Below are 25,853 nucleotides of genomic sequence, written 5' to 3'. Positions count from 1 at the left end.
TTGTTTCGTGAAATGGAAATGCCGGCCGGTCGGGCCGGCATTTGCTTCAATGCCTTTAGCTGGGAGAATTAGATGAAACTATATGGTCGTCGCTCTGTGGCGGGTGGTTGCCTGGCCATCCTTGCCGGATTGGTCGCTCTTGCCGCGCCGGCCCAGGCGCAAAACTACCCGACGCGCAGCATCACCATGATCGTGCCGTTTGCGGCGGGCGGTCCGACCGACGTGATCGCGCGCATCGTCACCGGTCATATGGCGCAGACGCTCGGCCAGGCCATCATCATCGAAAACGTGGTCGGCGCCGGCGGCACCACCGCCACGACCCGCGCGTCGAAGGCCGCCAATGACGGCTATACGCTGATCACCGGGCACATGGGCACGCATGCGGCGTCGGTGCCGCTCTATCCCAAGCTCGCCTATCATCCCGAGAAGGATTTCGAGCCGGTCGGGCTGCTCGCCGGCACGCCGATCCTGATCCTGGCGCGCAAGGATCTCGCGCCCAAGGACCTCAAGGAATTCGTCACCTACGTCAAGGCGAACGAAACCAAGGTCAACGCGGCGCATGCCGGCGTCGGCTCGGTCTCGAACGTGTCGTGCGAGTTGCTGAACTCGGTGCTGGGAGTCAAGCCGGTCGGCGTGCCCTTCAACGGCACCGGACCTGCGATGAACGCGCTGGTGGCCGGACAGGTCGATTACATGTGCGACCAGATCGTCAACGCCGTGCCGCAGATCAATGGCGGCACCATCAAGGCCTATGCGATTGCGACCGCCGAGCGCAATCCGTCGCTGCCCGATGTTCCGACCACCACGGAGGCCGGCCTGCCGGCGTTCCAGGCCCAGGCGTGGAACGCGATTTTCGCGCCCAAGGGAACGCCGGCGCCAATCATTGCCAAGCTGAACGAGGCGATCGTCAAGGCACTCGACGACGAGACCGTCAAAAAGCGCCTGCTTGAGCTCGGCAGCGTGATCCCAGGCCCCAAGGATCGCACGCCGGAAGCGCTGGCCGCACTGGTGAAGAGCGAAATCGCGAAGTGGACGCCGGTTCTCAAGCCGGCAGGTTGATCAATCCGATCAAGTAGATAGGTGAGGGGCGGAACGCAGGTTCCGCCCCTTGTTGTTTCACGGAAGGCGCATCACTTTTCCGGGTATAATCGGGGCGTAGCCGAATCGGTACTGTCGATTGCCGCTTGCGGCCGCTAAATTCGCCTTCCCGAAAGGCTTGCGAAACCGACGCCAAGAAGACTCCTTGATCAAGAAGACTCCATGAATCAGTACCACGACCTGCTCGAACGGATCCTCGCTGACGGCGCGGAGAAGCACGACCGCACCGGCACCGGCACGCTGTCGATCTTCGGTCACCAGATGCGCTTCAACTTGAGCGCCGGGTTTCCGATGCTGACCACCAAGCGGCTGCCGCTGAAGGCGATCGTGCACGAATTGCTGTGGTTTCTGGCCGGCGACACCAACATCAAATATCTCAAGGACAACGGCGTTTCGATCTGGGACGAATGGGCCGACGCCAATGGCGATCTCGGCCCGGTCTATGGCTCGCAATGGCGATCCTGGCCGGCGCCCGATGGCCGCCGCATCGACCAGATTTCCAATCTCATCGACATGATCAAGCGCAACCCGGATTCGCGGCGCCTGATCGTGAGCGCGTGGAATCCGGCCGACGTCGACAAGATGGCGCTGCCGCCCTGTCACTGCCTGTTCCAGTTCTATGTCGCCAATGGCAAGCTGTCGTGCCAGCTCTATCAGCGCTCCGCCGACGTCTTCCTCGGCGTGCCCTTCAACATCGCGTCCTACGCGTTGCTGACGATGATGGTGGCGCAGGTGACGGGATTGAAGGCGGGCGATTTCGTGCACTCGCTCGGCGACGCGCATCTCTATTCCAACCATCTCGAACAGGCGCGGCTGCAACTGACGCGGCCGACGCGGCCGCTGCCGGTCATGAAGATCAATCCGGAGGTCAAGGACATCTTCGCTTTCCGTTACGAGGACTTCGTGCTCGAAGGCTACGATCCGCACCCGCATATCAAGGCCCAAGTAGCTGTATGAGACGCAGTGTGAGCGATCGAATGGCTCTTGCTATCCGCCGCGCACGTCCCGATGAAGCCGGGCTTGTCTTGTCCCTGGTTCGCGAACTCGCCGAGTACGAAAAGCTGCTTCACGAGGTCGAGGCCACCGAAGCTGACATCGACGCCGCGCTGTTCGGCAGCCATCCGCGGCTGTTTTGCGAGATTGCGGAGTGGGAGGGCGAGCCGGCCGGCTTCGCGGTCTGGTTCGTCAATTTCTCAACGTTCAGCGGCCGGTCCGGTATCTATCTTGAGGATCTGTTCGTCCGGCCGGCGCAGCGCGGCAAAGGCATCGGCAAGGCGCTGCTGGCGCAGCTTGCGAAGCAATGTGTGGCCAACGGCTGGTCGCGCTTGCAATGGTCGGTGCTGGACTGGAATACGCCGTCGATCGACTTTTACAAATCGCTGGGCGCGGTCCTGATGGACGAGTGGACGGTGTGCCGGGTAAGCGGTCCGGCGTTGACTGCGCTGGCGCAAGGGACGCGTTGATGGAAATTGTTCTCATTGTCGCGGTCGCCGAGAACGGCGTGATCGGCGCCGGCGGCGCCATCCCGTGGCGGCTGAAATCCGACATGCAGCGGTTGAAGGCGATGACGATGGGAAAGCCGATCGTGATGGGCCGCAAGACCTTCCAGTCGATTCCTCGCCGGCCGCTCCCAGGGCGGACCAACATCGTGGTCACGCGCGATGCCGCCTACCGCGCGGAGGGCGCGGTGGTCACCACTTCCCTTGCCGACGCCGAGGCGATCGCGACCGGCGATGCGCTGCGACGTTTCGCCACTGAGATCGCGATCATCGGCGGCGCGGAAATCTATGCGCAATGGATCGATCGTGCCGATCGGCTGGAAATCACCGAGGTGCATGCCCGGCCCGACGGCGATACGCGTTTCGCCGCAATTGCGGCTTCGGACTGGGAAGAGGTCGCGCGCGTGCGGAATCCGGCCGGACCCGACGACAGCGCCGACTTCTCCTATGTGACATTTCGTCGGCGCGGCACGCGTCAATTGTCGCATTAACCTCGCTAGCCAATGTTTGCATTGACAATTATGGCCCCAAGCATAGCTGCTTGAGACCATAAGCTTGCGTTGTAAGGGCCCGGGCGGTCCCCTATAAAGCCGGTCGGACATGCGAGGCCGGGCATTTTGCCCAATCAGGCGGACCCGGGCCCGCGGAGGAGACTTTTATATGCCGTGGAAGAATCAAGGCGGGGGCCCGTGGGGCTCGGGTCCGAAGGGACCGTGGGGCAACGGACCGCAATCGGTTGGGCCGCGCCCACCCGATCTTGAGGACCTTCTGCGTCGCGGCCAGGACAAGATCCAGCAGCTGCTGCCCGGCGGCCATTTCAGCGGCATGGGCATCGCGCTGGTTCTGATCGGCGCGCTGGCGATCTGGTTCCTGTCGGGCTTCTTCCGCGTCCAGTCGGAAGAACTCGGCGTGATCCTGCGCTTCGGCAAGCACATCAAGACCGTGCAGCCCGGCCTGAACTACCATCTGCCGTATCCGATCGAGACCGTGCTGCTGCCGAAGGCGCTGCGCGTTTCCACCATCTCGATCGGCATGACGCTGATCAGCGATCCGAGCGGGCGCGGCCGCACCATGCGCGACGTGCCGGAAGAAAGCCTGATGCTGACCGGCGACGAGAACATCGTCGACGTCGATTTCACGGTGCTGTGGCGGATCAAGCCGGACGGCGTCGGCAATTACCTGTTCAACATCCAGAACCCCGAAGGCACCGTGAAGGCGGTCGCCGAAAGCGCGATGCGCGAAGTGATCGGCCGTTCCAACATCCAGCCGATCCTGACCGGCGCCCGCACCACCACGGAAGCCGGTGTGCAGGAACTGATGCAGAAGACGCTCGACAATTATGGTTCGGGGGTTCAGATCACGCAGGTACAGATGCAGAAGGTCGATCCGCCCGCGCAGGTGATCGACGCGTTCCGCGACGTGCAGGCCGCCCGCGCCGACCTCGAGCGTCTGCAGAACGAAGCGCAGACCTACGCCAACCGCGTCGTTCCGGACGCGCGCGGCCGCGCCGCGCAGATCCTGCAGGTCGCCGAAGGTTACAAGGAACAGGCGGTCGCCGAGGCCAAGGGCCAGAGCGCGCGCTTCCTGAAAGTCTATGACGAATACAACAAGGCAAAGGACGTGACGCGGCAGCGAATTTATCTCGAGACGATGGAACGTATCCTCGCCAATGCCGAGAAGCTCGTCTATGACGGCGGCCCGTCGGCGCAGAACATGGTGCCGTATCTGCCGCTCAACGAGTTGTCGCCGCGGCGAACGCCGGCGCCGCCCGCCACGGGTCAGCAGCAGCAGGGAGGCAACCGATGAGGTCTCCCGTCACAGGCATTGTCCTCCTGATCACGCTGTTCGTCGTCGTCATCTTCGGCTACAGCTCCGTCTTCACCGTGGACCAGACCCAGCAAGTGCTGGTGGTGCGGCTCGGTGAACCCATCCGCGTCGTCACCGAACCGGGCCTGAACTTCAAGGCGCCGTTCATCGACACCGTCATCTCGATCGACAAGCGCATCCTCGATCTGGAAAATCCGTCGCAGGAAGTGATCGCTTCGGACCAGAAGCGGCTGGTGGTCGACGCCTTCGCCCGCTACCGCATCAAGAACGCGCTGCGCTTCTACCAGAGCATCGGTTCGATCCAGGCGGCCAACATTCAGCTCACGACGTTGTTGAATGCGTCGCTGCGCCGCGTGCTGGGCGAGGTCTCCTTCATCACGGTGGTGCGCGATGAGCGCGAAGCCCTGATGCTGCGTATTCGCGAACAGCTCGACAGGGAAGCCGACGGTTACGGCATTCAGGTGGTCGACGTGCGAATCCGCCGCGCCGATCTGCCGGAGCAGAACAGCCAGGCGGTCTATCAGCGCATGCAGACCGAGCGGGCGCGCGAGGCCGCCGAGTTCCGCGCCCAGGGCGGACAGAAGGCGCAGGAGATCAGGTCGAAGGCCGATCGTGAGGCGACCGTCATCATCGCGGAAGCCAATTCGACCTCCGAACAGACGCGTGGTGCCGGCGATGCCGAGCGCAACCGGCTGTTCGCCGAGGCCTATGGCAAGGATCCCGACTTCTTTGCGTTCTACCGCTCGATGTCGGCCTATGAGACCGGGCTTCGCAGCAACGACACCCGCTTCCTGCTGCGGCCGGATTCGGAGTTCTTCCGCTTCTTCGCCAATTCGGCCGGCCACCCGCCGGCCGCCGCCGCGCCAGCCGCGCCGAAGCAATAAGCTCTCGGCCGGCCACACCATATCAGGCGAAGCGGACCCCGCTTCGCCTGCCACAAAAGCAAGAACTGCGTTCAGCGGGAGGTTGCCATCCGATGAGGTCCATAGCGTTTGCCGACTTCCTCATCGGCATGGGAATCCTGTTTGTGCTGGAAGGCTTGATGTTCGCGGCAAGCCCGGCCTGGATGCGCCGGGCGATGAAGAGCGCGATGACGACGCCGGACAACATTCTGCGGGCGGTGGGCATCGGATCGGCGGTCGTGGGCCTGCTCCTGATCTGGCTGGTTCGCCGCTAGCGCGCCGGCCGAGCCGACCTTGGCAAATCGCCTGCGGAATCAACGGAATCGTTACCCGTTAATGGCCGGTTTTTCGCCGAAATGCCCGGTTCAAATGCTTGCGCCTCAGACCCGTTCGGGCGCACTGTGGACCCCAAATCGACCCGCTGGAGAGAAGCTGACATGACCGGAGCCAGACCCGCTTTGAGCCGTCGCCTGCGCATGATGGGGGCTGCGATTTCACTCGGCGCTGTCGGCGCTCTGGCTTCAGCGCCGGCTTTCGCGCGGGGCCCGGACGGCATCGCTGACATCGCCGAAAAGGTGATCGACGCCGTCGTCAATATCTCGACCTCGCAGAACGTCGAGGCCAAGGGTGGTGGTGGCGGCGACCGGCAGGCCACGCCGCAATTGCCGCCGGGCTCGCCGTTCGAGGAATTCTTCGACGACTTCTTCAAGAACCGGCGCGGCGGCGCTCCCAAGGGCGGCGAGCGAAGCGAGATGCAGCCGCGCAAGACCAATTCGCTCGGCTCCGGTTTCATCATCGACACCGCTGGCGTCGTCGTCACCAATAATCACGTCATCGCCGATGCCGACGAGATCAACATCATCATGAACGACGGCACCAAGATCAGGGCCGAACTGGTCGGCGTCGACAAGAAGACCGATATCGCGGTGTTGAAATTCAAGCCGGTGAAGCCGCTGGTCGCGGTCAAGTTCGGCGAGTCCGACAAGCTGCGTCTCGGCGAATGGGTGATTGCGATCGGCAATCCCTTCAGCCTCGGCGGCTCGGTGACGGCCGGCATCGTCTCGGCGCGCAACCGCGATATCAGCCAGGGGCCCTACGACAGCTACATCCAGACCGACGCCTCCATCAACCGCGGCAATTCCGGCGGTCCGCTGTTCAACCTCGAGGGTGAAGTGGTCGGCGTCAACACGCTGATCATCTCGCCGACCGGCGGCTCGATCGGCCTCGGCTTCGCGGTACCTTCGAAGACCGTGATCGGCGTGGTCAATCAGCTCCGGGAGTTCGGCGAGCTGCGCCGCGGCTGGCTCGGCGTCCGCATCCAGCAGGTCACCGACGAGATCGCCGAAAGCCTCAACATCAAGCCGGCGCGCGGCGCGCTGGTCGCCGGCATCGACGACAAGGGCCCGGCCAAGCCCGCCGGGATCGAGCCCGGCGACGTCGTGGTCAAGTTCGACGGCAAGGACGTCAAGGATCCGAAGGACCTGTCGCGCGTGGTCGCCGACACCGCGGTCGGCAAGGAAGTCGAAGTCGTCGTCATCCGTAAGGGCGCGGAGGAAACCAAGAAGGTGACGCTCGGCCGGCTCGAGGATAACGAGAAGGTGCAGCAGGCCGCCGCCAAGTCGAAGGACGAGCCCGCCGCCGAGAAGCCGGTGACGCAGAAGGTGCTCGGCCTCGATCTGGCCGCGCTGAGCAAGGATCTGCGCGGCAAGTACAAGATCAAGGACAGCGTCAAGGGCGTGGTCATCACCGGCGTCGACAATGCATCCGATGCCGCCGAGAAGCGGCTGTCCGCCGGCGACGTCATCGTCGAGGTGGCGCAGGAGGCGGTGACGAACACCGCCGACGTCAAGAAGCGGGTCGATCAGATCAAGAAGGACGGGCGCAAGTCGGTCCTGCTGATGGTTGCCAACGGCGAAGGCGAATTGCGCTTCGTGCCACTGCTCGTGCAGTGATATGTCGTCCCGGCCTTCGCCGGGACGACGCCGAAAGTCCCACCTCCACAAATTCATCTCGACGATACCGCCGCGCATGCGCGCCTGATCGTAACCCAATCAAGCGATGACCCGACCTCGTGGCAGGGGGGCTAAAGCACCCTGCGTCACGTCGTGCCTGCCCGCGTCCGATGTCGATTAATTGCTTCCTTGGACGGGGGCCGTGGGCGACGATCCGCATCTCGGAAAACAGCGGGATCACCTCAACGGTCCCAACAGGCTGGCCGGGAGGTCCAAAGGGAGGACGCGGGGTTTGCGGGTGGGACCGGTCAAGGGCCGGCGCCATCATTGTCACCAAGCATGCCGTCAGAACCCCTGGCGGCCCATGGAGATCACTCATGCCGCGCGCCAGATCCATCCCCGCCGCCGCGTTTGCGGCATGTGCCGTGCTCTGCTGGTCGATCGTCGCGCCCGCGATGGCGGCGCAGGATCTTGTAAAAGCGCGGCTGGCGCAGAATCTCGGTCCGATATCCGGACTGGTCATCGTCGCCAAGGCGAAGGGAATGTTCGAAAAGCAGGGGCTCGACATTACCGTCGCCAACTTCACCTCGGGCAAGCAATGCCTGGATACCGTGCTCGGCGGCGGCGCCGATTTTGCGACCACGGCCGAAGCGCCCGTGACCGCCGCGGCGATGGCCAACCAGCCGATCGCGTTCGTTGCCGGCATGGAATACTCCGATCTCAAGACCATGACGGCGGCAAAGGCCGGGATCAGGACCAAGGCCGACCTGCGCGGCAAGAAGATCGGTTTCACAGCGGGCACCGGCAGCGAGGTCTACACCGCGACGCTGCTGAAGGCCGCGGGTCTGACGCCGGGCGACGTGACGCTGGTCAACCTGCGGCCGCAGGAAATGCTGCCGGCGATGGCAGCCGGCAGCATCGACGCGTTCGATACCTGGGAGCCGCATATCGCCAACGCCAGGAAGGCCCTCGGCGAGAACGCGGTGCTGCTCGACACCAAGGGTCTGTATTCCGAGACCTTCAACATCGTGGTGACGCGGCCCTATCTCGACGCCAACGGTCCGCTGGTGCAGAAATTCTTGCGGGCCTTGCTGGACGCCGAGGCCTGGCTGAAGGCGAACCCGGACGAGGCGATCACGACCATCGCCGATATCGTCGGCATGAAGCGCGACGAACTCGCTGCGATCTGGCAGGACTACGTCTACCGCGTCCGTATCGACGATCAGTTGCTTGGCATTCTCAAGCTGCATGCGGCGTGGCGGCTGGAGAGCGGCAATCACCCGCCGGGCGCGACGATGCCTGACTTCACCAAGGTGCTGGCGCTCGAACCGCTGCGCGGCATCGATGCCGGCCGCGTTACCGTCTCGGCCAAATAGCAGATGAAGCGGATCAATATCCTGGTCGGCGCGCTTTCGATCCCGCTCTTTGTCGTGGCATGGGAAGTGATCGCACGGTCGGGGATCGTCAACGCCGTACTGTTTCCGCCGCCGTCGGTCGTCGCGGTCGCCGTGCTCGAATGGGTACGAAGCGGGCAGTTCTTCCTCGATCTCGGGGCGAGCCTCTATCGCGTCGTGACCGGGTTCGTGGTCGGGGCGGCGCTGGGCATAGCGCTCGGCGTTCTCACCGGGCAGTTTGCGCTGGTATCAAGCCTGCTGTCGCCGTTGTTTCATATCCTGCGGCCGATACCGCCGATCGCGTTCGTTCCGATCGTGATCCTCTGGTTCGGCCTGTCTGAAACCGGCAAGCTGTTCCTGGTGGTCTGGGGCGTCTTCTTCACGGTGTGGCTGTCGACGCATATCGGCGTGCAGAAGGTCGACCGCGGCCTGATCCGGGCGGCGCAGATGCTAGGAACGCCGCGGCGCCAGATGCTGCAGGAGATCGTGCTGCTCGGCGCCTTGCCCTACATCGTGGTCGGGCTACGAACCGCGATCAGCATTTCGTTCTACACGCTGGTGGCGGCCGAGCTGGCGGGCGCCTTTGCCGGCATCGTCTACCGGATCGAGATCGCGCAGCAGAATCTGCAGACCGGCCAGGTGATGGGCGGATTGGCCGCGCTCGGGTTGATGTCCTTTGTCGCCGACCGTCTGTTCGCGGCGGTCGCGGAACGCACGGTGTGGTGGCGATGAAGCAGATGGTACACCGGTCCGATGCCGCGTTGACGCTTGCGCATCCACAGCCGTCCTTTGCAGGAGAACGCGCGGTGGCACGCACCATCATCAGCGTCGCCGATCTCAGCATCGTGTTCGACACGCCGCAGGGGCAGGTGATTGCCGTCGATCGGGTGACATTCAGCGTGGCTCACGGCGAGTTTGTCTGCATCGTGGGACCATCCGGATGCGGCAAGTCGACGGTGCTCAACACCATCGCAGGCCTGGAGACGCCGTACAGCGGCGCGGTGATTGTGGACGGCAAGCCGATGCAGCGCCCGCGGCCCGATGTCGGCATGGTGTTCCAGCAGCCGCATCTGTTTCCCTGGAAGTCCGTCCGCAAGAACATCGCCCATGGTCCGCGCATGCTGGGCAAGTCGCGGAGCGAGGCCCGGGCGATTGCCGATGGGCTGATCGAGATGATCGGTCTCAATCGTTTCGCCGACGCCTATCCGCACACGCTGTCCGGCGGCATGCAGCAGCGCGTCGCGATTGCACGCGCGCTTGCCAACCAGCCGCGCGTGCTTTTGATGGACGAGCCGTTCGGCGCGCTCGACGCCCAGACCCGCAGCGTGATGCAGGACAGCCTGCTCGAATTGCGCGAGCGCATCGATGCAACGGTGGTGTTCGTCACCCACGACATCGACGAGGCCATTCTGCTGGCGGACCGGGTCCTGATCATGAGTGCGGGCCCCGGACGTATCCTGCGCGATCTTGGCGTCGATCTGCCGCGGCCGCGTTCCAACGCCATCATGCTCGATCCTGCCTACCTCGCGCTGAAGAAGGATTGTCTCGACCTGATCCGGTCCGAAGGCCGTCGCGCCTTCGATCAGTCGAGCGCCGGCTAGAGCGTTTTCAAAGCGAAGTGGATACCGGTTCGCGCTAAGGAAAACGCGTCAAATCAAAAATCTAGAGCCCCGTTCCGATTCCATCGGAACGGAAAAAGGCTCTTACGGCGCCAAATTGCGCCTTGTTGGCACGAGTCTTGAATTGATCAGCTCAATTCAAGGAGGCGACCATGACAGCAGCACATGCGAGAGCCGCGGCCGGAATCATGCTGGCGGAATCGGACAGCCTCGTCCGCCCGCTGCCGGGTCTGCTGGATGAACTGTGCGAGGCGGATCGGCAGCGCCTGCGCGGTATAGGCCGCGACAAGCCTCTCGAAAGCGGCCAGTTCGTCTGGCAACAGGGCGATGGTCAGACCGGAATCTATTTGATCCGATCCGGCCGCATTCGCAGCTACTACGTCGCGCCATCGGGCCGCGAGGTGACGCTGGCCTACTGGTTTCCGGGTAACTTCGTCGGCGGCCCGGATTTGTTCGGCACCGGACCGCATATGTGGACATCGGTGGCGGTTGAGGCGAGCGAGCTGACATTTCTGCCGGGACCGGCGCTGAAGAAAGTCGCGCTGGAGTCCGCCCCACTGGCGGTGGCGCTGCTGGATGCGCTCGCGTTCAAGGCGCGGTGCTATTCGGCGATGGCGCAGATGCTGGGGACGCGCTCGGTCACCGAGCGGCTGCATCGCCTGCTGATTTTCCTGTCGCGGATACACGGCATCCGCAACGGCCGCGAAACCACCATCGCGGTGCCGTTTACGCATGGCGACCTCGCCAATCTGATCGGCTCAACCCGGCAATGGGTCACCGTTCAGCTCGCGCGCATGCAGCAGCGCGGCATCATCCGGTATCACCGGGGGCTGATCTCGATCCTGAACATGCCGGCGCTGGATCTGGAAGTGGTCTAAAGCATGTTGCCTTTTTCCCGGAATCGGGATTCCAAGTTGGGAGATTTTCCGATTCAAACTCCATGCTGGAGACCGGGGGCCAGCATGGATGATGCGATCCTGTTCGGAAGACATTCGCGAACGGGCTCTGGCGCGGACTGCTGGCGAAGACCGTGGAACCAATCATAACAGGCACGGCAAACGCCCAGACCCTGCCAAAGAAGACCCGACGACGGATCGGTCGAGGACATCAAGGCATGGCGGACGCCATCTCGGCCAATCGCATGGAACCGGTAATCGACAAGACCTTGCGTTAGCCCTTATGGAGAGCGGCGCATTTCGGCAAAGTGGCGATTGCCCTTGGATGAACCACCGCATACCAAAAATGGCGGCATCTGTCACACGCAACTCTTGGTGTTCCAGCAATTGCTTCCGCTGCCATTAAGCTTTAAATTCTCGCTATTCGCCTCGTCGAAAAAAACGGGCGCCGCCTGGCGCTCGCGCGACTGAACGGGATTTACAACCGAGCTGGGTTTGCCGCCTCGCCGAAAGCGCAGGGGCCCGCCCTAACGATGACGCGACGCGTAGACCGGCTGTGAGCGAGACCACTAGCGCGAGAACGATGCCGCCCGCGCGGGAACGGCAGCGAGCAGGTGGATGGAAATGAATAATGACCGAAGACAAGAGCAAACTGCTGAGATCGCTTACGATCGATCGCAGCGCCGGCAAGGCGGAGCGATCGGGCGGCCGTTGGTTGCCGATCTCAGCGGTGATTATCATCTGCGTCGTCGGATTCGCCGCCTTTGCCGCATTCGAGTTCCGCAGGCAGGACCCGACCAAAGAGGCCGCATCGCACGCCGCACAGCAGCCCGCTGCACAACCGCAGGCGCCACAGCAGCCGCCAACGAATAGCAAGGCGGCCGGCAGCCTGGCGGCCTCCGGCTATGTGGTGGCGCGCCGCAAGGCAACCGTTGCCGCCGAGATCACCGGCAAGGTGGTCGAAGTGTTCATCGACGAAGGCATGACGGTGAGCGAGGGGCAGGTCGTCGCCCGGCTCGACAGCGTGCTTGCTGAAAGGGATTATGAGCTGGCCCGCTCGCGCGCTGAGACGGCCAATGCCGCGATCGCCGCAATCAACGCCGATCTGGAGGACGCGACGCGGATTATGTCGCGGGTACAAACACTCTCACAAAAGAACTTTGCGACTGAGGCCGACCTGACCAAGGCGCAGGCCCGCGTCGGCGTGCTCAGCGCGCAACTGCGGCAGGCCAGATCGCAATTCGAGACTGCCAATATCGACGCGAAGCGAAGCGCTTCGGTGCTCGACAAGCATCAAATACGAGCGCCCTTTGCCGGCGTCGTTATCGACCGCAGCGCACAGCCCGGCGAGATGATTTCGCCGATGTCGGTGGGCGGCTATACGCGCACCGGCATCTGCACCATCGTCGACATGGATTCAATCGAGATCGAAGTCGACGTCAATGAGGCCTTCATCGGCCGGGTCGTCGCCGGAGGCGCCGTGAACGCGATGCTGGATGCGTATCCGGACTGGACGATTCCCGCCTCGGTGATTGCCATCGTGCCGACCGCGAACCGCGAGAAGGCCACGGTGAAGGTGCGAATCCGCTTCGACAAGAAGGATCCGCGCATCCTGCCGGACATGGCGGTGAAAGTGAATTTCCTGGCCGATGCCAAGGACGCCACCAAGACCACCGCCGCGAACTAGCTTCCGGCCGGAAACCTTGAGAGGAGAAAAGCGTGACAGCCGAGCATCCGATGGTTCGCCTTACCGGCGTAGCCAAGCGTTTCACCAAGGGCAAGGAAACAATCTCGATCTTCGATCATCTCGATCTTGCGATTCCGCGCGGTGACTTCATCGCCGTCATGGGACCGTCCGGTTCGGGCAAGACGACGCTGCTCAATCTGCTCGGGGGTATCGATCGCGTCGACGCCGGCGAAATTTCGGTTGCGGACCAGCGCATCGACGGTCTCTCCGAGGGTGAACTCGCCGCCTGGCGGGCCGCCAATATCGGCTTCATCTTCCAATTCTACAATCTGATGCCGATGCTGACCGCGGCGCAGAACGTGGAGCTGCCGCTGTTGCTCACCAGGTTGAACCGCAAGGATCGCGCCGCGCGCGTTCACACAGCACTTTCCGTTGTTGGACTTGCCGACCGCGTCAAGCACCGTCCGCGCGAAATGTCGGGCGGCCAGCAGCAGCGCGTGGCGATTGCGCGCGCCATTGTCTCGGACCCAAACCTGTTGCTTTGCGACGAACCGACCGGCGACCTCGACCGGCAATCCGCCGACGAGATCCTTTCAATCCTGCAATTGCTCAATGGCGAACTCGGCAAGACCATCGTGATGGTAACGCATGATCCGGCGGCGGCAAACTATGCCAAGCGCGTCCTGCATCTCGACAAGGGCCGCTTCGTCGAACGGGAGCTCGCCGCGTGAACGACTTCGACCTGGTCCGGAAAAACCTGTTCCGCCGCAAATTGCGCGCCGCCCTGATGATCGTGTCGATCCTGATCGCCTTCATGATCTTCGGCGTGCTCGCTGGATTCTACCGCGCCTTCACCGCCGGCGAAGATGCCGCCGCCGCGGACCGCATGATCACCGTCAACAAGATCAACTTCACCCAGCCGCTGCCGATCGCCTACTATAATCGTGTGCGGGCGGTGGAAGGCGTTCGGCAGGTGACCTTCGCCAACTGGTTCGGCGGCTACTATCAGGACCCGAAGAATTTCCTGATGTCGCTGGCGATCGAGCCGAGCACCTATTTCGACGTGTACCGCAGCGAATTCGAAGTTCCGCCCGAACAGCTTCAAGCCTTCATGCGAGATCGCGGCAGCGCGGTGGTCGGCGAAAGCCTGGCGCAGAAGTGGGGCTGGAAGATCGGCGATCGCATCCCGGTTGCGAGCAATATTTTCAGCCAGAAGAGCGGCGGGCATACCTGGGATCTCACCATTGCCGGCATCGTCAAGGGCAAGGCCGAGCACGTCGACACCAACTTCCTGCTGTTTCAGTACGCCTACTTCGACGAGACCCGCTCGTTCGGCAAGGACACCATCGGCTGGATGATCCTTCAGACCACCTCTCCCGAAAGCAACCCTCGCGTAGCAAAGACGATCGACGCGATGTTCGCCAATTCCACCGCCGAGACCTCGACCGACACCGAAAAGGCGTTCGGCAAGGCGTTCGCGGCCCAGTTCGGCAACATCGCGCTGATTGTATTGCTGGTTGTCGGCGCCGCCTTCGTCACCATCCTGATGATCGTCGGCAATACCATGGCGCTGTCGATCCGGGAGCGCACCCGCGAGATCGGTGTGCTGAAGACGCTCGGCTTTTCCGGGCCGCGGATCCTTAGGATGGTGCTCGGCGAATCCGTGCTGCTGGCGTTGCTCGGCGGAATTCCCGGGCTGGCGATTGCGGCGCTGATCGCCATGGCCCTGCGCTCGAGCCTCTCCAACATCGCGCCCGCTTTTGCCGTGTCGCCGACCATCATCATGCAAGGCCTGGCGTTGATGATCGCGCTGGGGCTGATTACGGGGATCATTCCGGCGCTCAACGCCATGCGGCTCAAAATTGCAACCGCGCTTGGACGGGGATAGACATGCGTTCGCTCTGGCTTCAGGTGGCCGCCGTCACCGCCATCAATCTCGGGAGCATATCGCAGCGGCGCTGGCTCTCGCTCTCGACGGTGATCGCGATCGCGCTGGTGGTGATCGTCCTGCTCGCGTTCCTGGCGATGGCCAACGGATTCCAGCGGACCATCGCCGGATCCGGTGCTGATGACATCGCGATCGTGCTGCGGGCCGGCTCGCAGGCCGAAATCAACAGTACCGTGAGCCGCGATCAGGTACGACTGATCGAGGACGGTCCCGGCATCGCGCGTGGCAGCGACGGCAAGCCCCTGATCTCGCCGGAACTCTATCTGGTGGTCGACGGCATCAAACGCTCGACCAAGACCAAGGCCAATTTGCCCCTGCGCGGGATCGGGGAACAGGGCGCCGCGCTGCGCAAGGGCATCACCATTACCGCAGGCCGCATGTTCAACCGGGGCAGCAACGAGGTGGTGGTCGGCAAGGCCCTGCTGCGGGAATTCGAGGGATTCGACCTCGGCAGCACCGTGGCCTTCGGCGCCACGCGCTGGACCGTAGTCGGCGTGTTCGAGGCCGGCGGCAGCGTGTTCGAATCCGAGATTTGGGCCGATCTCAACGTGGTGCAGAGCATGTTCAATCGCAACAATATCGTACAGATCGTGCGCGCGCGCCTCACCGGGCCGGCCGCCCTCAGTGAGCTCAAAAGCTATAGCGACAACGATCCGCGGCTGAAGCTCGATGTCAAATCCGAAGCAGCTTACTTCGCGGAACAGGCCTCGCAGACCTCCGATTTGATTCAGAAGCTTGGCTGGCCGCTCGCGATCGCGATGGCGCTGGGCGCGGTCGCCGGCGCGCTCAACACGATGTATTCGTCGGTTGCCAGCCGCGCGACGGAAATCGCAACGCTGCGCGCCATCGGCTTCGGCGGTTTTCCTGCGTTCGTCGGGACGCTCGCCGAATCGCTGGTGCTCGCCGTCATAGGCGGCTTGCTCGGCGCCGCCGCCACTTATCTGATTTTCGATGGCGTCACGGCGTCCACCCTTGGCGGGAACTTCACCCAGGTGGTGTTCGACTTCAAGCTCAGTCCCTGGCTGATCGCCGAGGGGGTTGGGCTGGCGCTGATCGTGGGCCTGATCGGTGGATTGTTTCCGGCCCTGCGGGCCGCGCGATTGCCGATCGTCGAGGGCCTTTACGCGAACTAGGGCCGAGCCCCATTCTTACTTTGCATGGGGTTGTTTTCGCGATTTTGTGTCGAGCCGCCGCGCCAGCGCGATCAACGCCCGGTCGGACCAGGCCGGCGCCAGCAGCGTCACCCCCATGGGGATGCCGTTTGGCAACACGCCGTTGGGGATCGCCACCGCGCACAAATCCAGCAGATTGGCAAAATACGAGTAGTGGCCAAGGCGGTTGTTCAGCGTGATCGGATCGCTGTGCATCTCGTCCAGCAGGAACGGTCGCGGCGCCGTGGGCACCACCAGCGCATCGATACCGGCGAGGAGATGTTGCGACCGCCGGCGCAGCCGCAACAACCGGTGCATCGCGGTGAAGGTATCGATTGCCGAATAGCTTGTGGCGGTCCGAAGCACGGCCTTGGTGACGTCGAGCAGGCGATCGGTGTCGACCTCCATCAGGGCCGATATCGAGGCGCGTCTTTCCGCGACCCAGGGGCCGGTGAACATCATCTCGCCGGCCTCGGCGAACGGGGCAAAATCGATCTCGACCGCGGTGCCGCCGAGGGCGGAAAACCTGTCGCAGGCCTGCTCATAGAGCGCGCCGCATTCGGGCATGCCGAAGAACTCGAGATCGTTGGCCATGAGGCGGCCGAACCTGAACTTGCCGGCGGCGCGGGCGCTGACGGAGGCCGGCGCGGGCCGGCTGTACGGATCCTCGGGATCGAAGCCTTCTATGACGTCCAGGATCGCGGCGCCGTCCTGTACCGAATTGCAGAAGATCGAGACGCAATCCAGCGTCGGGCAATTCGGCACCAGGCCACGCGACGACACCAGCCCGACCGTCGGCTTGATGCCGACGATGTCGTTGAACCCGGCGGGAATGCGGCCCGAGCCGCCGGTATCGGTGCCAAGCGCGAACGTGACGTGGCCGGCGGCGACCGCGACCGCCGAGCCCGAACTGGAGCCGCCCGAGACATAGCGCGGGTCTGCGACAGCAGCGCAGGAGCCGTAGGGCGAGCGCGCGCCGGAGAGGCCGGTGGCGAGTTGATCGAGATTGGTCTTGCCGATGCAGATCGCGCCGGCCGCAATCAGGCGTTCGACGCTTTCGGCGGAACGCGCCGGCATGTAGCTGAACGCCGGCACCGCGGCCGTCGTCGGCATGCCCGCAACGTCGATATTGTCTTTGACGCCGAACAGGACACCGAGCAGCGGGAGGGTTTCGCCGGAATCGGCGCGTGTCATCAGCGTGCGGCAATGATCCCGCGTCTCCGCGATCGGGCGGACATGGATCCAGCAGTTCCGGTCACGCTCGGTCTCGATCCGCCGATAGGCCGTCTCGATGGCCTGCAGCGGGTCGCTCCCGGCAGGGGAGGACGTTGCGAATCGTAGATTGATTTGGTTCACCTGAAAGAACTCCACCCGCGCTGCTCTCGGCAAAACTGGGCGAGCGGGTCGTCACGAACAAGCAATTAAATGCTTCGTGTTCAGGTGCGGCGGTGGTTCACGCCGTCACAAATTCATCGCGCCGATAGCCCTGCGCATACAGCAAGGCGGTGAGATCGCCGTGGTCGATCCGGGCGGCGGCCGCCGCCGCCACCGCCGGCTTGGCGTGATAGGCGACGCCGAGGCCGGCGGCCTCGATCATGCCGAGATCGTTGGCGCCGTCGCCGGTCACCAGCGTGTCGATGTCGTCGAGATCAAAGGACTCGGTGAGTTCGACCAGCGTCGCGAGTTTGGTGGCGCGGCCCAGGATCGGCTCGGTGACCTCGCCGGTGAGCTTGCCGTCCAACACCTTCAATTCGTTGGCGCGGTTTTCCTGGAATCCGATCATCGCGGCGACCGCATTGGTGAACAGCGTAAAGCCGCCCGAGATCAGGCAGGTATAGGCGCCGTTGGCGCGCATGGTCATGACCAGTTCGCGGCCGCCCGGCGTCGCCGTGATGCGCTTTTTCAGCACTTCATCGACCACGCCGACCGGCATGTCCTTCAGCAGCGCGACGCGCTCGCGCAGCGCCGGCTCGAACTCGATCTCGCCGCGCATCGCGCGCTCGGTAATGGCGGCGACGTGCGCCTTCAGTCCGGCAAAATCGGCCAGTTCGTCGATGCATTCCTGGCCGATCATGGTGGAATCCATGTCGGCGAGAAAAAGCTTCTTGCGCCGGAAGGCCTGAGGCTGCACCACAATGTCGATCGGCAGGTCGCCGCGCGCCTGGCGCAGGCGGGCCTCGATCGCCTTGATATCCTCGCTGCCGGTGAAGGGGATATCGACCGCGACTTCGTCGAACAGCCATTGGGCCGTGCCGGGCGAGGGCAGGACGGCCAGCGCGCCGTCGACGATGGTGGAGTCGAGCGCGGGGTTGACGGGATTGCAGATGAGCGTGGCGACGAGGGACATGCAGGCGAATTCGCGTTTGGGGAATAAGGCCGTGCTTATCGCAGGGCCGACCGCCAGCGGCAAGTCGGCGCTGGCCCTTGAGCTGGCGCAAAAGACCGGCGGCGTCGTCATCAATACCGATTCCATGCAGGTCTATCGCGATCTCCGCGTCATCACGGCCCGCCCGACGGTGTCTGAGGAGGCGCAGGCGCCGCATTGGCTCTATGGCCATGTCGATGCCGCCGTGAATTTTTCCGCCGGCGCGTGGGTCGCGGACGCCGCCAAAATGCTGTCGGAAGCACAAGCCGCAAAACGCCTGCCGATCTTCGTCGGCGGTTCCGGCCTCTATTTCAAGGCGCTGACGCGCGGCCTGTCGGCGGTGCCGCCGATCCCGGCAGAAGTGCGTGACAGCGTGCGCGCGCGGCTGGAGCGCGACGGCGTCGAAGCGCTGCATGCCGAGCTCGCAAAGCGCGATCCGGCAACCGCGGAACGCCTGAAGCCGCGCGACCGCGCCCGCATCGCGCGGGCGCTCGAAGTGGTCGAGGCGACCGGCCGCGCGCTGACCGACTGGCACCGCGAAGGCCTGCCACCGCTGCTGCCGCAAGGCGAGTTTCACGCGCTTTTTCTGGCGCCGGAGCGCGACCAGCTCTATGCGCGGATCGATGCGCGGTTCGATGCGATGCTGGCAGCAGGCGCATTGGAGGAGGTGGCCGCACTGGCCGCTCGACACCTCGACCCGCTGCTGCCGGCGATGAAGGCCCACGGCGTGCCGGCGCTGATCCGGCATTTGAAGGGCGAAATCAGCCAAGCGGAGGCCGCCGAGACCGGCCGCGCCGACACCCGCCACTACGCCAAGCGGCAGTTCACCTGGTTCCGGCACCAATTGCCGGAGTTTGAGTGGGTGGCGCCGGAGGCGGCGCGGGGGTGGGTGTCGGAAGTCATTCCGGGGCGCGAAGCGAACCCGGAATCTCGAGATTCCCCGGGGGCGCAATAGCGCCCCTTAGGTCTGGTCCTTCGGACCATCCCGGAATGACGGAGACGTCGTAGGGCCCCCCTGCATGGCAGGGAACAGCAAATTCGCACTCGCCGAACGGCCGGAACCCCGTTACACTGCCTTAATCGGGCTGAAAGCGTCCTTCCCTTGACTTCCGGGGTCCGGTCGCTATAACCCGCGTAATCTTCGGGAAGTCTGGACCGTCTCATGCGTAATATTATTACCAAGCTCCTTATCGTAGTCGTACCCTGGCGCACCGCCCGGGATGGCTGAGGCCATCCAGTTGCAGGCGGTGTGCATAGGGCCTCTGGGGCCCTTTTTTATTTCCCAAATCCAAACCGACGAAGCCGCGCAGACACAGCGCATCCGGAGCAAGCCAAGGAAAACGTCATGACCGACAAGAGCCACGATCCGAACCAGATGACCGGTGCCGCGATGATCGTGCGCGCGCTCATCGATCATGGCGTCCAGCATTTGTTCGGCTATCCCGGCGGTGCGGTGCTTCCGATCTATGACGAGATCTTCCAGCAGAGCGAGGTCGAGCACATCCTGGTGCGGCACGAGCAGGGTGCCGGCCACGCCGCCGAAGGCTATGCGCGCTCGACCGGCAAGCCGGGCGTCGTGCTGGTGACTTCCGGCCCCGGCGCCACCAATATGGTGACGCCGCTGACGGACGCGCTGATGGATTCGATTCCGCTGGTCTGCATCACCGGGCAGGTGCCGACGCATTTGATCGGCAATGATGCGTTCCAGGAATGCGACACCGTCGGCATCACGCGGCCCTGCACCAAGCACAATTGGCTGGTGCGCGACGTCAACGATCTCGCGAAAGTGTTGCACGAGGCGTTTTACGTCGCCACGACCGGCCGTCCCGGCCCCGTCGTGGTCGACGTGCCAAAGGACGTGCAGTTCGCGACCGGCACCTATCATCCGCCGCGCAAGTCCGACGTGCATGTTTCCTACACGCCGCGGGTCAAGGGCGACGCGACGCAGATCCGCAAAGCCGTGGCGCTGCTCGCCGGCGCAAAGCGCCCGGTGATCTATAGCGGCGGCGGCGTCATCAATTCCGGACGCGAAGCCTCGAAATTGCTGCGCGAACTGGTCGAAGTCACCGGCTTTCCGATCACTTCGACCCTGATGGGCCTCGGCGCCTATCCCGCGACCGGCAAGAACTGGCTCGGCATGCTCGGCATGCACGGCACGTATGAATCCAACATGGCGATGCATGATTGCGACGTCATGCTGTGCGTCGGCGCGCGCTTCGACGACCGCATCACCGGCCGCACCGACGCGTTCTCGCCGGGCTCGAAGAAGATCCACATCGACATCGATCCGTCCTCGATCAACAAGAACATCCACGTCGACGTGCCGATCATCGGCGACTGCGGCAACGTGCTCGGCGACCTGTTGCAGGTGTTCAAGGCGGAAGCGAAAAAGCCGGACATCAAGGCGTGGTGGCAGGAGATCGCCGTATGGCGGGCGCGCAATTCGCTCGCCTACCGGAAGAACAGCGAGGTTATCCTGCCGCAATACGCCATCGAGCGCCTGTTCGAGGCGACGCGCGGCCACGACACCTACATCACGACCGAAGTCGGCCAGCACCAGATGTGGGCGGCGCAGTTCTTCGGCTTCGAGGAGCCGCACCGCTGGATGACCTCGGGCGGTCTCGGCACCATGGGCTACGGTCTGCCGGCCGCGCTCGGTGTCCAGGTCGCGCACCGGGACAGCCTCGTGATCGATATCGCGGGCGATGCCTCGGTGCAGATGACGATGCAGGAGATGTCGACGGCGGTACAGTTTGAACTGCCGATCAAGATCTTCATCCTGAACAACCAGTATATGGGCATGGTGCGGCAGTGGCAGCAGCTGCTGCACGGCAACCGGCTGTCGCATTCCTATTCGGAGGCGCTGCCGGATTTCGTCAAGCTGGCGGACGCGTTCGGCTGTGTCGGCCTGCAGGCGATCAAGCCCGGCGATCTCGACGGCGCGCTCAAGGAAATGATCTCGATCAAGCGCCCGGTGCTGTTCGATTGCCGCGTCGCGGCGCTGGAAAACTGCTTCCCGATGATTCCGTCCGGCAAGGCGCACAATGAAATGCTGTTGCCGGCGGAAGCGACCGACGAGGCGACCGCGGCCGCTTTCGCCGGCGGCAAGGCGCTGGTGTGAGGATGCTTGCCACAAATTCCATTGTCATCGCCCGGCTTGTCCGGGCGATCCAGTACGCCGCGGCTTCTCGGTTGCCGTCTGGCGTCTCTGGAATACTGGGTCCCCGCCTTCGCGGGGACGACAAGGGTGCGAGTAGGTTGACAGGAAGCGAAGATGTTTGATCTGGGGCAACTCGAGCGCGCGCATCAGGTGGTCGGGGCAGCGATGCCGCCGACGCCGGCGCATGCGTGGCCGCTGCTGGCGCAGCGGCTCGGCGCCCACGTGGTCGTCAAGCACGAGAACCACACCCCGATCGGCGCCTTCAAGGTGCGGGGCGGACTGGTCTATGTCGAGCGGCTGCAACGCGAGAGGGCACAGACCTCAGGAATTATCTCGGCGACACGCGGCAATCACGGCCAGAGTCTCGCCTTCGCCGCGCGCCGTTTCGGCGTGCCGGCGACGATCTATGTGCCGCATGGCAATTCGGTCGAGAAAAACCAGTCGATGCGCGCCTTGGGCGCCAACCTCATCGAGCATGGCGAGGATTTTCAGTCCGCCCGCGAGGAATGCGAGCGTCACGCCGAACGCGAGGGCCTCGAGCTGGTGCCGTCGTTCCATCGCGATCTCGTGATGGGCGTTGCCACCTACGCGCTGGAATTGCTGCGCGCCGCGGGCGATATCGATGTGCTCTATGTGCCGATCGGGCAGGGCTCCGGCATCTGCGGCTGCATCCTGGCGCGTGATCTGCTCGGGCTAAAGACGGAAATCGTCGGCGTGCAGTCGACGGAGGCGCCGTCCTATGCGCTGTCGTTCGCCGCCGGCACCGTGGTGAAGACCAACAGCAGCAATACGCTCGCCGACGGCATGGCGACGCGCGTCCCCGACGCCGAGGCGCTGGCGATCATTCGCAAGGGCGCCTCGCACATCGTCCAGGTGACCGACGACGAAATCGCCGACGCGGTGCGGTCCTACTGGACCGATACCCACAATCTCGCCGAGGGCGCCGGCGCTGCCGCGCTTGCTGCTGCCCTGCAGGAGAAGCCGAAACTCCGCGGCAAGCGGGTCGGGCTGATCCTGTCCGGCGGCAATATCGATTTCGATCTGTTCTGGAAATGGATCGCCCGCAACGAAAATGTCACCGCCGCCAAGGCACTGGCGTAGCCAAGATTTGGGAACGACAATGAATCAGCCCGCATCCGCCTATTTCCTCGAAGAGCGCCACGATCCGACCGAGTCGCACACGCTCTCGGTGCTCGTGCAGAACGAGCCGGGCGTGCTCGCGCGCGTGATCGGGCTGTTCTCCGGCCGTGGTTACAACATCGAAAGCCTCACCGTCTCCGAGACCGAGAGCCAGAAACATCTCTCCCGCATCACCATCGTCACGACCGGCACGCCGATGGTGATCGAGCAGATCAAGCACCAACTCGACCGCATGGTTCCGGTCTATCGCGTCGTCGACATGACGCTGACCGGCCGCTCGATCGAGCGCGAGCTTGCGATGGTGAAGGTGCGTGGCGGCGGCGACAACCGCGTCGAGGCGCTGCGGCTGGCTGACGCGTTCCGCGCCCGCGTGATCGACGCCACCACCGAAAGCTTCGTGTTCGAGATCACCGGCAATTCGGCCAAGATCAACCAATTCATCGACCTGATGCGACCGATCGGCCTTGTCGAGGTGTCGCGCACCGGCGTTGCCGCGATCGGACGCGGGCCTGAGGGGATGTGAACCATGCTGGCGCGCGACTGGTATTACAATCAACGGCGGCAACTCGGGCTCGATTCCGCGGTCGCCTCGATCTACGACCGGCATGACGACAGCGACATCCGCGCCCGCGCGGCGCTGACCATGCTCGGCGTCCAGCGCGGCTGGCGGGTGGCCGATATCGGCTGCGGCAACGGCGTACTGGCGGTCGAGGCGGCGCTGATGGGCGCCGAGGTCGACGCCATCGACATCTCGCCGGCGATGCTGGCGCTCGCCAACATCCAGGCGCGCGACCGCAAGGTCGCGGTCCGCAGCCAGCCGGCGGGCATGCTGAGCTTCGCCTACCAGCCCAATTCCTACGACCTGATCGTCAGCGAGTTCACGCTGCATCATCTGCCGGATTTCTGGAAGGCGGTGGCGCTGGCGCGGATCCATGCCGCGCTGAAGCCCGGCGCGAATTTCTACCTGCGCGACATCGTCTTCGTCAGCATGCCCGACGGCGTCGATCGCGACGTCGAGGCGTGGGCAGATTTCTCGATCAAGAACCACGATTTCGAGCGCGAGAGCGTGGTCACCCATATGCGCGACGAGTACTCGACCTTTGGCTGGGTGATCGAGCGCATGCTGACCGATGTCGGCTTCACACTGGAATCGGTCGATTACCACGCGCCGCTGCACGGCACTTATCTTTTGCGCAAACCGAAGCCGGACCACCAACAAAGCTAAAAAAATGCAACCGGCCGATGTCGGCTTCGCCATCATGCTGCTGGTGAAGCGCTTGCAGGCCTCATCAAAAACAGTTCTGCCAAAGATCGCGTGAGGCCACCATGTCACATTCGCTGCTGATCGCCTTCGTGCTGTTCGCCACCGTGATGTTCTTCACGCCGGGGCCGAACAACATCATGCTGCTGTCCTCGGGGCTGACTTACGGGTTCCGCCCGACCATCCCGCATATCGCCGGGATCACGGTCGGCTTTGCCTTCATGGTCGGCGCGGTCGGGCTTGGTCTTGGCACCGTCTTCATCGCCTATCCGGTGCTGCAGACGGTCCTGAAATATGCCGGCGTCGTTTACCTGATCTATCTTGCCGCCGCGATCGCGATGTCCGGGCCGGTTTCGGCCGACCAGGACAACCGCCGCGGGCCGATGACCTTCTGGGGGGCGGCCATGTTCCAATGGGTCAACGCCAAGGGCTGGGTCATGGTGATCGGCACCATCACGGCCTATGCGGCGATCGCGGCCTATCCCTGGAACATCGCGATCCAGGTCGTCCTGAGCCTGTTGCTGGGGGTGCTTTCCTGCACCGCCTGGGCCCTGTTCGGCAGCGCGCTGCGGCCGGTCCTGACCTCGCCGAGGGCGGTGCGGGCCTTCAATATCGTGATGGCGGTGCTGCTGCTGGCCTCGCTCTACCCGGTCTTCATGGACGCATGATGCCGCACCGCGCCATGCAGAAACGGGTTTCCCAGAAAGCGAAAAATGCTCTAGACAACGCCGGAAATTCGCGGGCGACCGGCGCTCCATCTTAACCCAAATGCCTGATTAACCGGCCCATTCTGGCCACCGATGAGGAAACGACTATGCGAGTTTATTATGATCGTGATGCCGACCTGAACCTGATCAAGGGCAAGAAAGTCGTCATCGTCGGCTACGGCAGCCAGGGCCACGCCCATGCGCTGAACCTGAAGGATTCCGGCGTCAAGGAAGTGGCCATTGCGCTGCGCAAGGGCTCGGCCTCGGCCAACAAGGCGGAGGCCGCCGGCTTCAAGGTGATGGAAGTCGCCGAAGCCGCCAAATGGGCCGACCTCGTCATGATGCTCACCCCCGACGAACTGCAGGGCGACATCTACCGCGAGCATCTGCACGACAACATGAAGAAGGGTGCGGCGCTGGTGTTCGCGCATGGCCTCAACGTGCATTTCAACCTGCTCGACCCGCGCGCCGATCTCGACGTGCTGATGATCGCGCCGAAGGGCCCCGGCCATACCGTGCGCTCGGAATATCAGCGCGGTGGCGGCGTGCCCTGCCTGATCGCGATTTCAAAGGACGTTTCCGGCAATGCCCATGACCTCGGCCTCAGCTACGCTTCGGCGATCGGTGGCGGCCGCGCCGGCATCATCGAGACCACGTTCAAGGAAGAGTGCGAGACCGATTTGTTCGGCGAGCAGGTGGTGCTCTGCGGCGGCCTGGTCGAACTGATCAAGGGCGGCTACGAGACGCTGGTGGAAGCCGGCTACGCGCCGGAGATGGCCTATTTCGAGTGCCTGCACGAAGTGAAGCTGATCGTCGACCTGATCTATGAAGGCGGCATCGCCAACATGAACTACTCGATCTCCAACACCGCTGAATACGGCGAATACGTCACCGGCCCGCGCATCGTGACTGCCGAGACCAAGGCCGAGATGAAGCGCGTGCTCGCCGACATCCAGGGCGGCAAGTTCGCCCGCGACTGGATGCTGGAGAACAAGGTCAACCAGACCTCGTTCAAGGCCACCCGCGCCAAGCTCGCCGAGCACCCGATCGAGGAGGTCGGCGCCAAGCTCCGCGACATGATGCCGTGGATCAAGAAGGGCGCATTGGTCGACAAGACCAAGAACTAAGCCTCCTCTAGGTCAAAATGGAATCGGGGCCGCGCATTGCGCGGCCCCTTTTTCGTGCTGGGGATCGTAGGGTGGCCAAAGTGCCAGCGTGCCCACCGTCGGCGACGTTGTTTCCGCGAA

The 25,853-nt window shown here is 63.8% G+C and carries 26 protein-coding genes; 24 read left to right on the top strand and 2 right to left on the bottom strand.

Annotation, left to right across the window (positions count from 1 at the left end; translation table 11 throughout):
• Positions 1-72 precede the first annotated feature (72 nt).
• From JQ567_RS13000 to JQ567_RS12920, 17 genes are all read left to right on the top strand, one after another.
• Positions 73-1,059 carry a tripartite tricarboxylate transporter substrate binding protein BugD gene (locus JQ567_RS13000; RefSeq protein ID WP_212439175.1) on the top strand — a complete coding sequence of 329 codons (987 nt, stop codon included), beginning with the start codon at positions 73-75 and terminating at the stop codon, positions 1,057-1,059.
• Between the two features lie 201 nt (positions 1,060-1,260).
• The gene (locus JQ567_RS12995; RefSeq protein WP_212439174.1) at positions 1,261-2,055 is read left to right on the top strand and encodes a thymidylate synthase; all 795 of its coding nucleotides are present in this window, start codon (positions 1,261-1,263) and stop codon (positions 2,053-2,055) included.
• 20 nt (positions 2,056-2,075) lie between these two features.
• The gene (locus tag JQ567_RS12990) at positions 2,076-2,561 is read left to right on the top strand and encodes a GNAT family N-acetyltransferase (protein WP_212411048.1); all 486 of its coding nucleotides are present in this window, start codon (positions 2,076-2,078) and stop codon (positions 2,559-2,561) included.
• Entirely contained in the window at positions 2,561-3,088 is a 528-nt protein-coding gene (locus tag JQ567_RS12985) for a dihydrofolate reductase (protein ID WP_212439173.1), read from the top strand. The genes JQ567_RS12990 and JQ567_RS12985 overlap by 1 nt, the downstream gene beginning before the upstream one ends.
• A 169-nt stretch (positions 3,089-3,257) precedes the next feature.
• Positions 3,258-4,403, top strand: coding sequence for an FtsH protease activity modulator HflK (gene hflK / locus JQ567_RS12980; protein WP_212439172.1), 1,146 nt, complete (start codon positions 3,258-3,260; stop codon positions 4,401-4,403).
• Positions 4,400-5,308, top strand: a complete 909-nt coding sequence (gene hflC, locus JQ567_RS12975; RefSeq protein ID WP_212439171.1) for a protease modulator HflC — start codon at positions 4,400-4,402, stop codon at positions 5,306-5,308. The genes hflK and hflC overlap by 4 nt, the downstream gene beginning before the upstream one ends.
• A gap of 92 nt (positions 5,309-5,400) precedes the next feature.
• Positions 5,401-5,601 (top strand): DUF2065 domain-containing protein, encoded by a 201-nt coding sequence (locus tag JQ567_RS12970; protein ID WP_212439170.1) that lies wholly within the window; start codon positions 5,401-5,403, stop codon positions 5,599-5,601.
• 162 nt (positions 5,602-5,763) lie between these two features.
• A complete protein-coding gene (locus JQ567_RS12965; RefSeq protein ID WP_212411042.1) occupies positions 5,764-7,278 on the top strand; it encodes a Do family serine endopeptidase in 1,515 nt (504 codons plus the stop codon).
• 377 nt (positions 7,279-7,655) lie between these two features.
• Positions 7,656-8,654 (top strand): NrtA/SsuA/CpmA family ABC transporter substrate-binding protein, encoded by a 999-nt coding sequence (locus JQ567_RS12960; protein ID WP_212439169.1) that lies wholly within the window; start codon positions 7,656-7,658, stop codon positions 8,652-8,654.
• Between the two features lie 3 nt (positions 8,655-8,657).
• Positions 8,658-9,404 carry an ABC transporter permease gene (locus JQ567_RS12955; RefSeq protein WP_212439168.1) on the top strand — a complete coding sequence of 249 codons (747 nt, stop codon included), beginning with the start codon at positions 8,658-8,660 and terminating at the stop codon, positions 9,402-9,404.
• Between the two features lie 5 nt (positions 9,405-9,409).
• Entirely contained in the window at positions 9,410-10,273 is an 864-nt protein-coding gene (locus JQ567_RS12950; protein WP_409363596.1) for an ABC transporter ATP-binding protein, read from the top strand.
• Positions 10,274-10,443: 170 nt separating this feature from the next.
• Positions 10,444-11,169 (top strand): Crp/Fnr family transcriptional regulator, encoded by a 726-nt coding sequence (locus JQ567_RS12945; protein ID WP_212439166.1) that lies wholly within the window; start codon positions 10,444-10,446, stop codon positions 11,167-11,169.
• A 339-nt stretch (positions 11,170-11,508) separates the two neighbouring features.
• Positions 11,509-11,658: a hypothetical protein gene (locus JQ567_RS12940; protein WP_212439165.1), complete on the top strand. Its 150-nt coding sequence runs from the start codon at positions 11,509-11,511 to the stop codon at positions 11,656-11,658.
• 160 nt (positions 11,659-11,818) lie between these two features.
• Complete coding sequence (locus tag JQ567_RS12935) at positions 11,819-12,874, top strand: efflux RND transporter periplasmic adaptor subunit (protein WP_212439164.1); 1,056 nt, start codon at positions 11,819-11,821, stop codon at positions 12,872-12,874.
• A gap of 50 nt (positions 12,875-12,924) precedes the next feature.
• Positions 12,925-13,605 carry an ABC transporter ATP-binding protein gene (locus tag JQ567_RS12930; protein ID WP_212207167.1) on the top strand — a complete coding sequence of 227 codons (681 nt, stop codon included), beginning with the start codon at positions 12,925-12,927 and terminating at the stop codon, positions 13,603-13,605.
• On the top strand, positions 13,602-14,762 hold the full coding sequence (locus tag JQ567_RS12925; RefSeq protein ID WP_212439163.1) for an ABC transporter permease: 1,161 nt from the start codon (positions 13,602-13,604) through the stop codon (positions 14,760-14,762). Before JQ567_RS12930 ends, JQ567_RS12925 begins: the two co-directional genes overlap by 4 nt.
• A gap of 2 nt (positions 14,763-14,764) precedes the next feature.
• On the top strand, positions 14,765-15,955 hold the full coding sequence (locus JQ567_RS12920) for an ABC transporter permease (RefSeq protein WP_212439162.1): 1,191 nt from the start codon (positions 14,765-14,767) through the stop codon (positions 15,953-15,955).
• A 15-nt stretch (positions 15,956-15,970) separates the two neighbouring features.
• Here JQ567_RS12920 and atzF read toward each other — a convergent pair whose 3' ends face one another.
• A complete protein-coding gene (gene atzF / locus JQ567_RS12915) occupies positions 15,971-17,329 on the bottom strand; it encodes an allophanate hydrolase (protein ID WP_212439161.1) in 1,359 nt (452 codons plus the stop codon).
• A 97-nt stretch (positions 17,330-17,426) separates the two neighbouring features.
• Entirely contained in the window at positions 17,427-18,320 is an 894-nt protein-coding gene (serB, locus tag JQ567_RS12910; protein WP_212439160.1) for a phosphoserine phosphatase SerB, read from the bottom strand.
• On the opposite strand from serB, the gene miaA reads away from it, so the two are divergent.
• From miaA to ilvC, 7 genes are all read left to right on the top strand, one after another.
• The gene (gene miaA / locus JQ567_RS12905) at positions 18,319-19,293 is read left to right on the top strand and encodes a tRNA (adenosine(37)-N6)-dimethylallyltransferase MiaA (RefSeq protein WP_212439265.1); all 975 of its coding nucleotides are present in this window, start codon (positions 18,319-18,321) and stop codon (positions 19,291-19,293) included. The genes serB and miaA overlap by 2 nt on opposite strands.
• A gap of 390 nt (positions 19,294-19,683) precedes the next feature.
• Positions 19,684-21,459 (top strand): acetolactate synthase 3 large subunit, encoded by a 1,776-nt coding sequence (locus JQ567_RS12900; protein WP_192737978.1) that lies wholly within the window; start codon positions 19,684-19,686, stop codon positions 21,457-21,459.
• Positions 21,460-21,612: 153 nt separating this feature from the next.
• On the top strand, positions 21,613-22,599 hold the full coding sequence (locus JQ567_RS12895; protein ID WP_212439159.1) for a threonine dehydratase: 987 nt from the start codon (positions 21,613-21,615) through the stop codon (positions 22,597-22,599).
• Between the two features lie 19 nt (positions 22,600-22,618).
• Entirely contained in the window at positions 22,619-23,161 is a 543-nt protein-coding gene (gene ilvN / locus JQ567_RS12890; protein WP_212439158.1) for an acetolactate synthase small subunit, read from the top strand.
• 3 nt (positions 23,162-23,164) lie between these two features.
• Complete coding sequence (locus JQ567_RS12885; RefSeq protein WP_212439157.1) at positions 23,165-23,863, top strand: class I SAM-dependent methyltransferase; 699 nt, start codon at positions 23,165-23,167, stop codon at positions 23,861-23,863.
• Positions 23,864-23,964: 101 nt separating this feature from the next.
• On the top strand, positions 23,965-24,567 hold the full coding sequence (locus JQ567_RS12880; protein WP_212439156.1) for a LysE family translocator: 603 nt from the start codon (positions 23,965-23,967) through the stop codon (positions 24,565-24,567).
• Positions 24,568-24,713: 146 nt separating this feature from the next.
• Positions 24,714-25,733, top strand: coding sequence for a ketol-acid reductoisomerase (gene ilvC, locus JQ567_RS12875; RefSeq protein WP_212439155.1), 1,020 nt, complete (start codon positions 24,714-24,716; stop codon positions 25,731-25,733).
• The last annotated feature ends 120 nt before the right edge of the window (positions 25,734-25,853 follow it).

The sequence above is a fragment of the Bradyrhizobium sp. AUGA SZCCT0431 genome (genome assembly GCF_018131065.1).
In the GTDB taxonomy this organism is placed as follows: Bacteria; Pseudomonadota; Alphaproteobacteria; order Rhizobiales; family Xanthobacteraceae; genus Bradyrhizobium.
The sequence above is the reverse complement of the archived record's forward strand: the minus strand, read 5'-3'. Positions and strand labels throughout refer to the sequence as shown.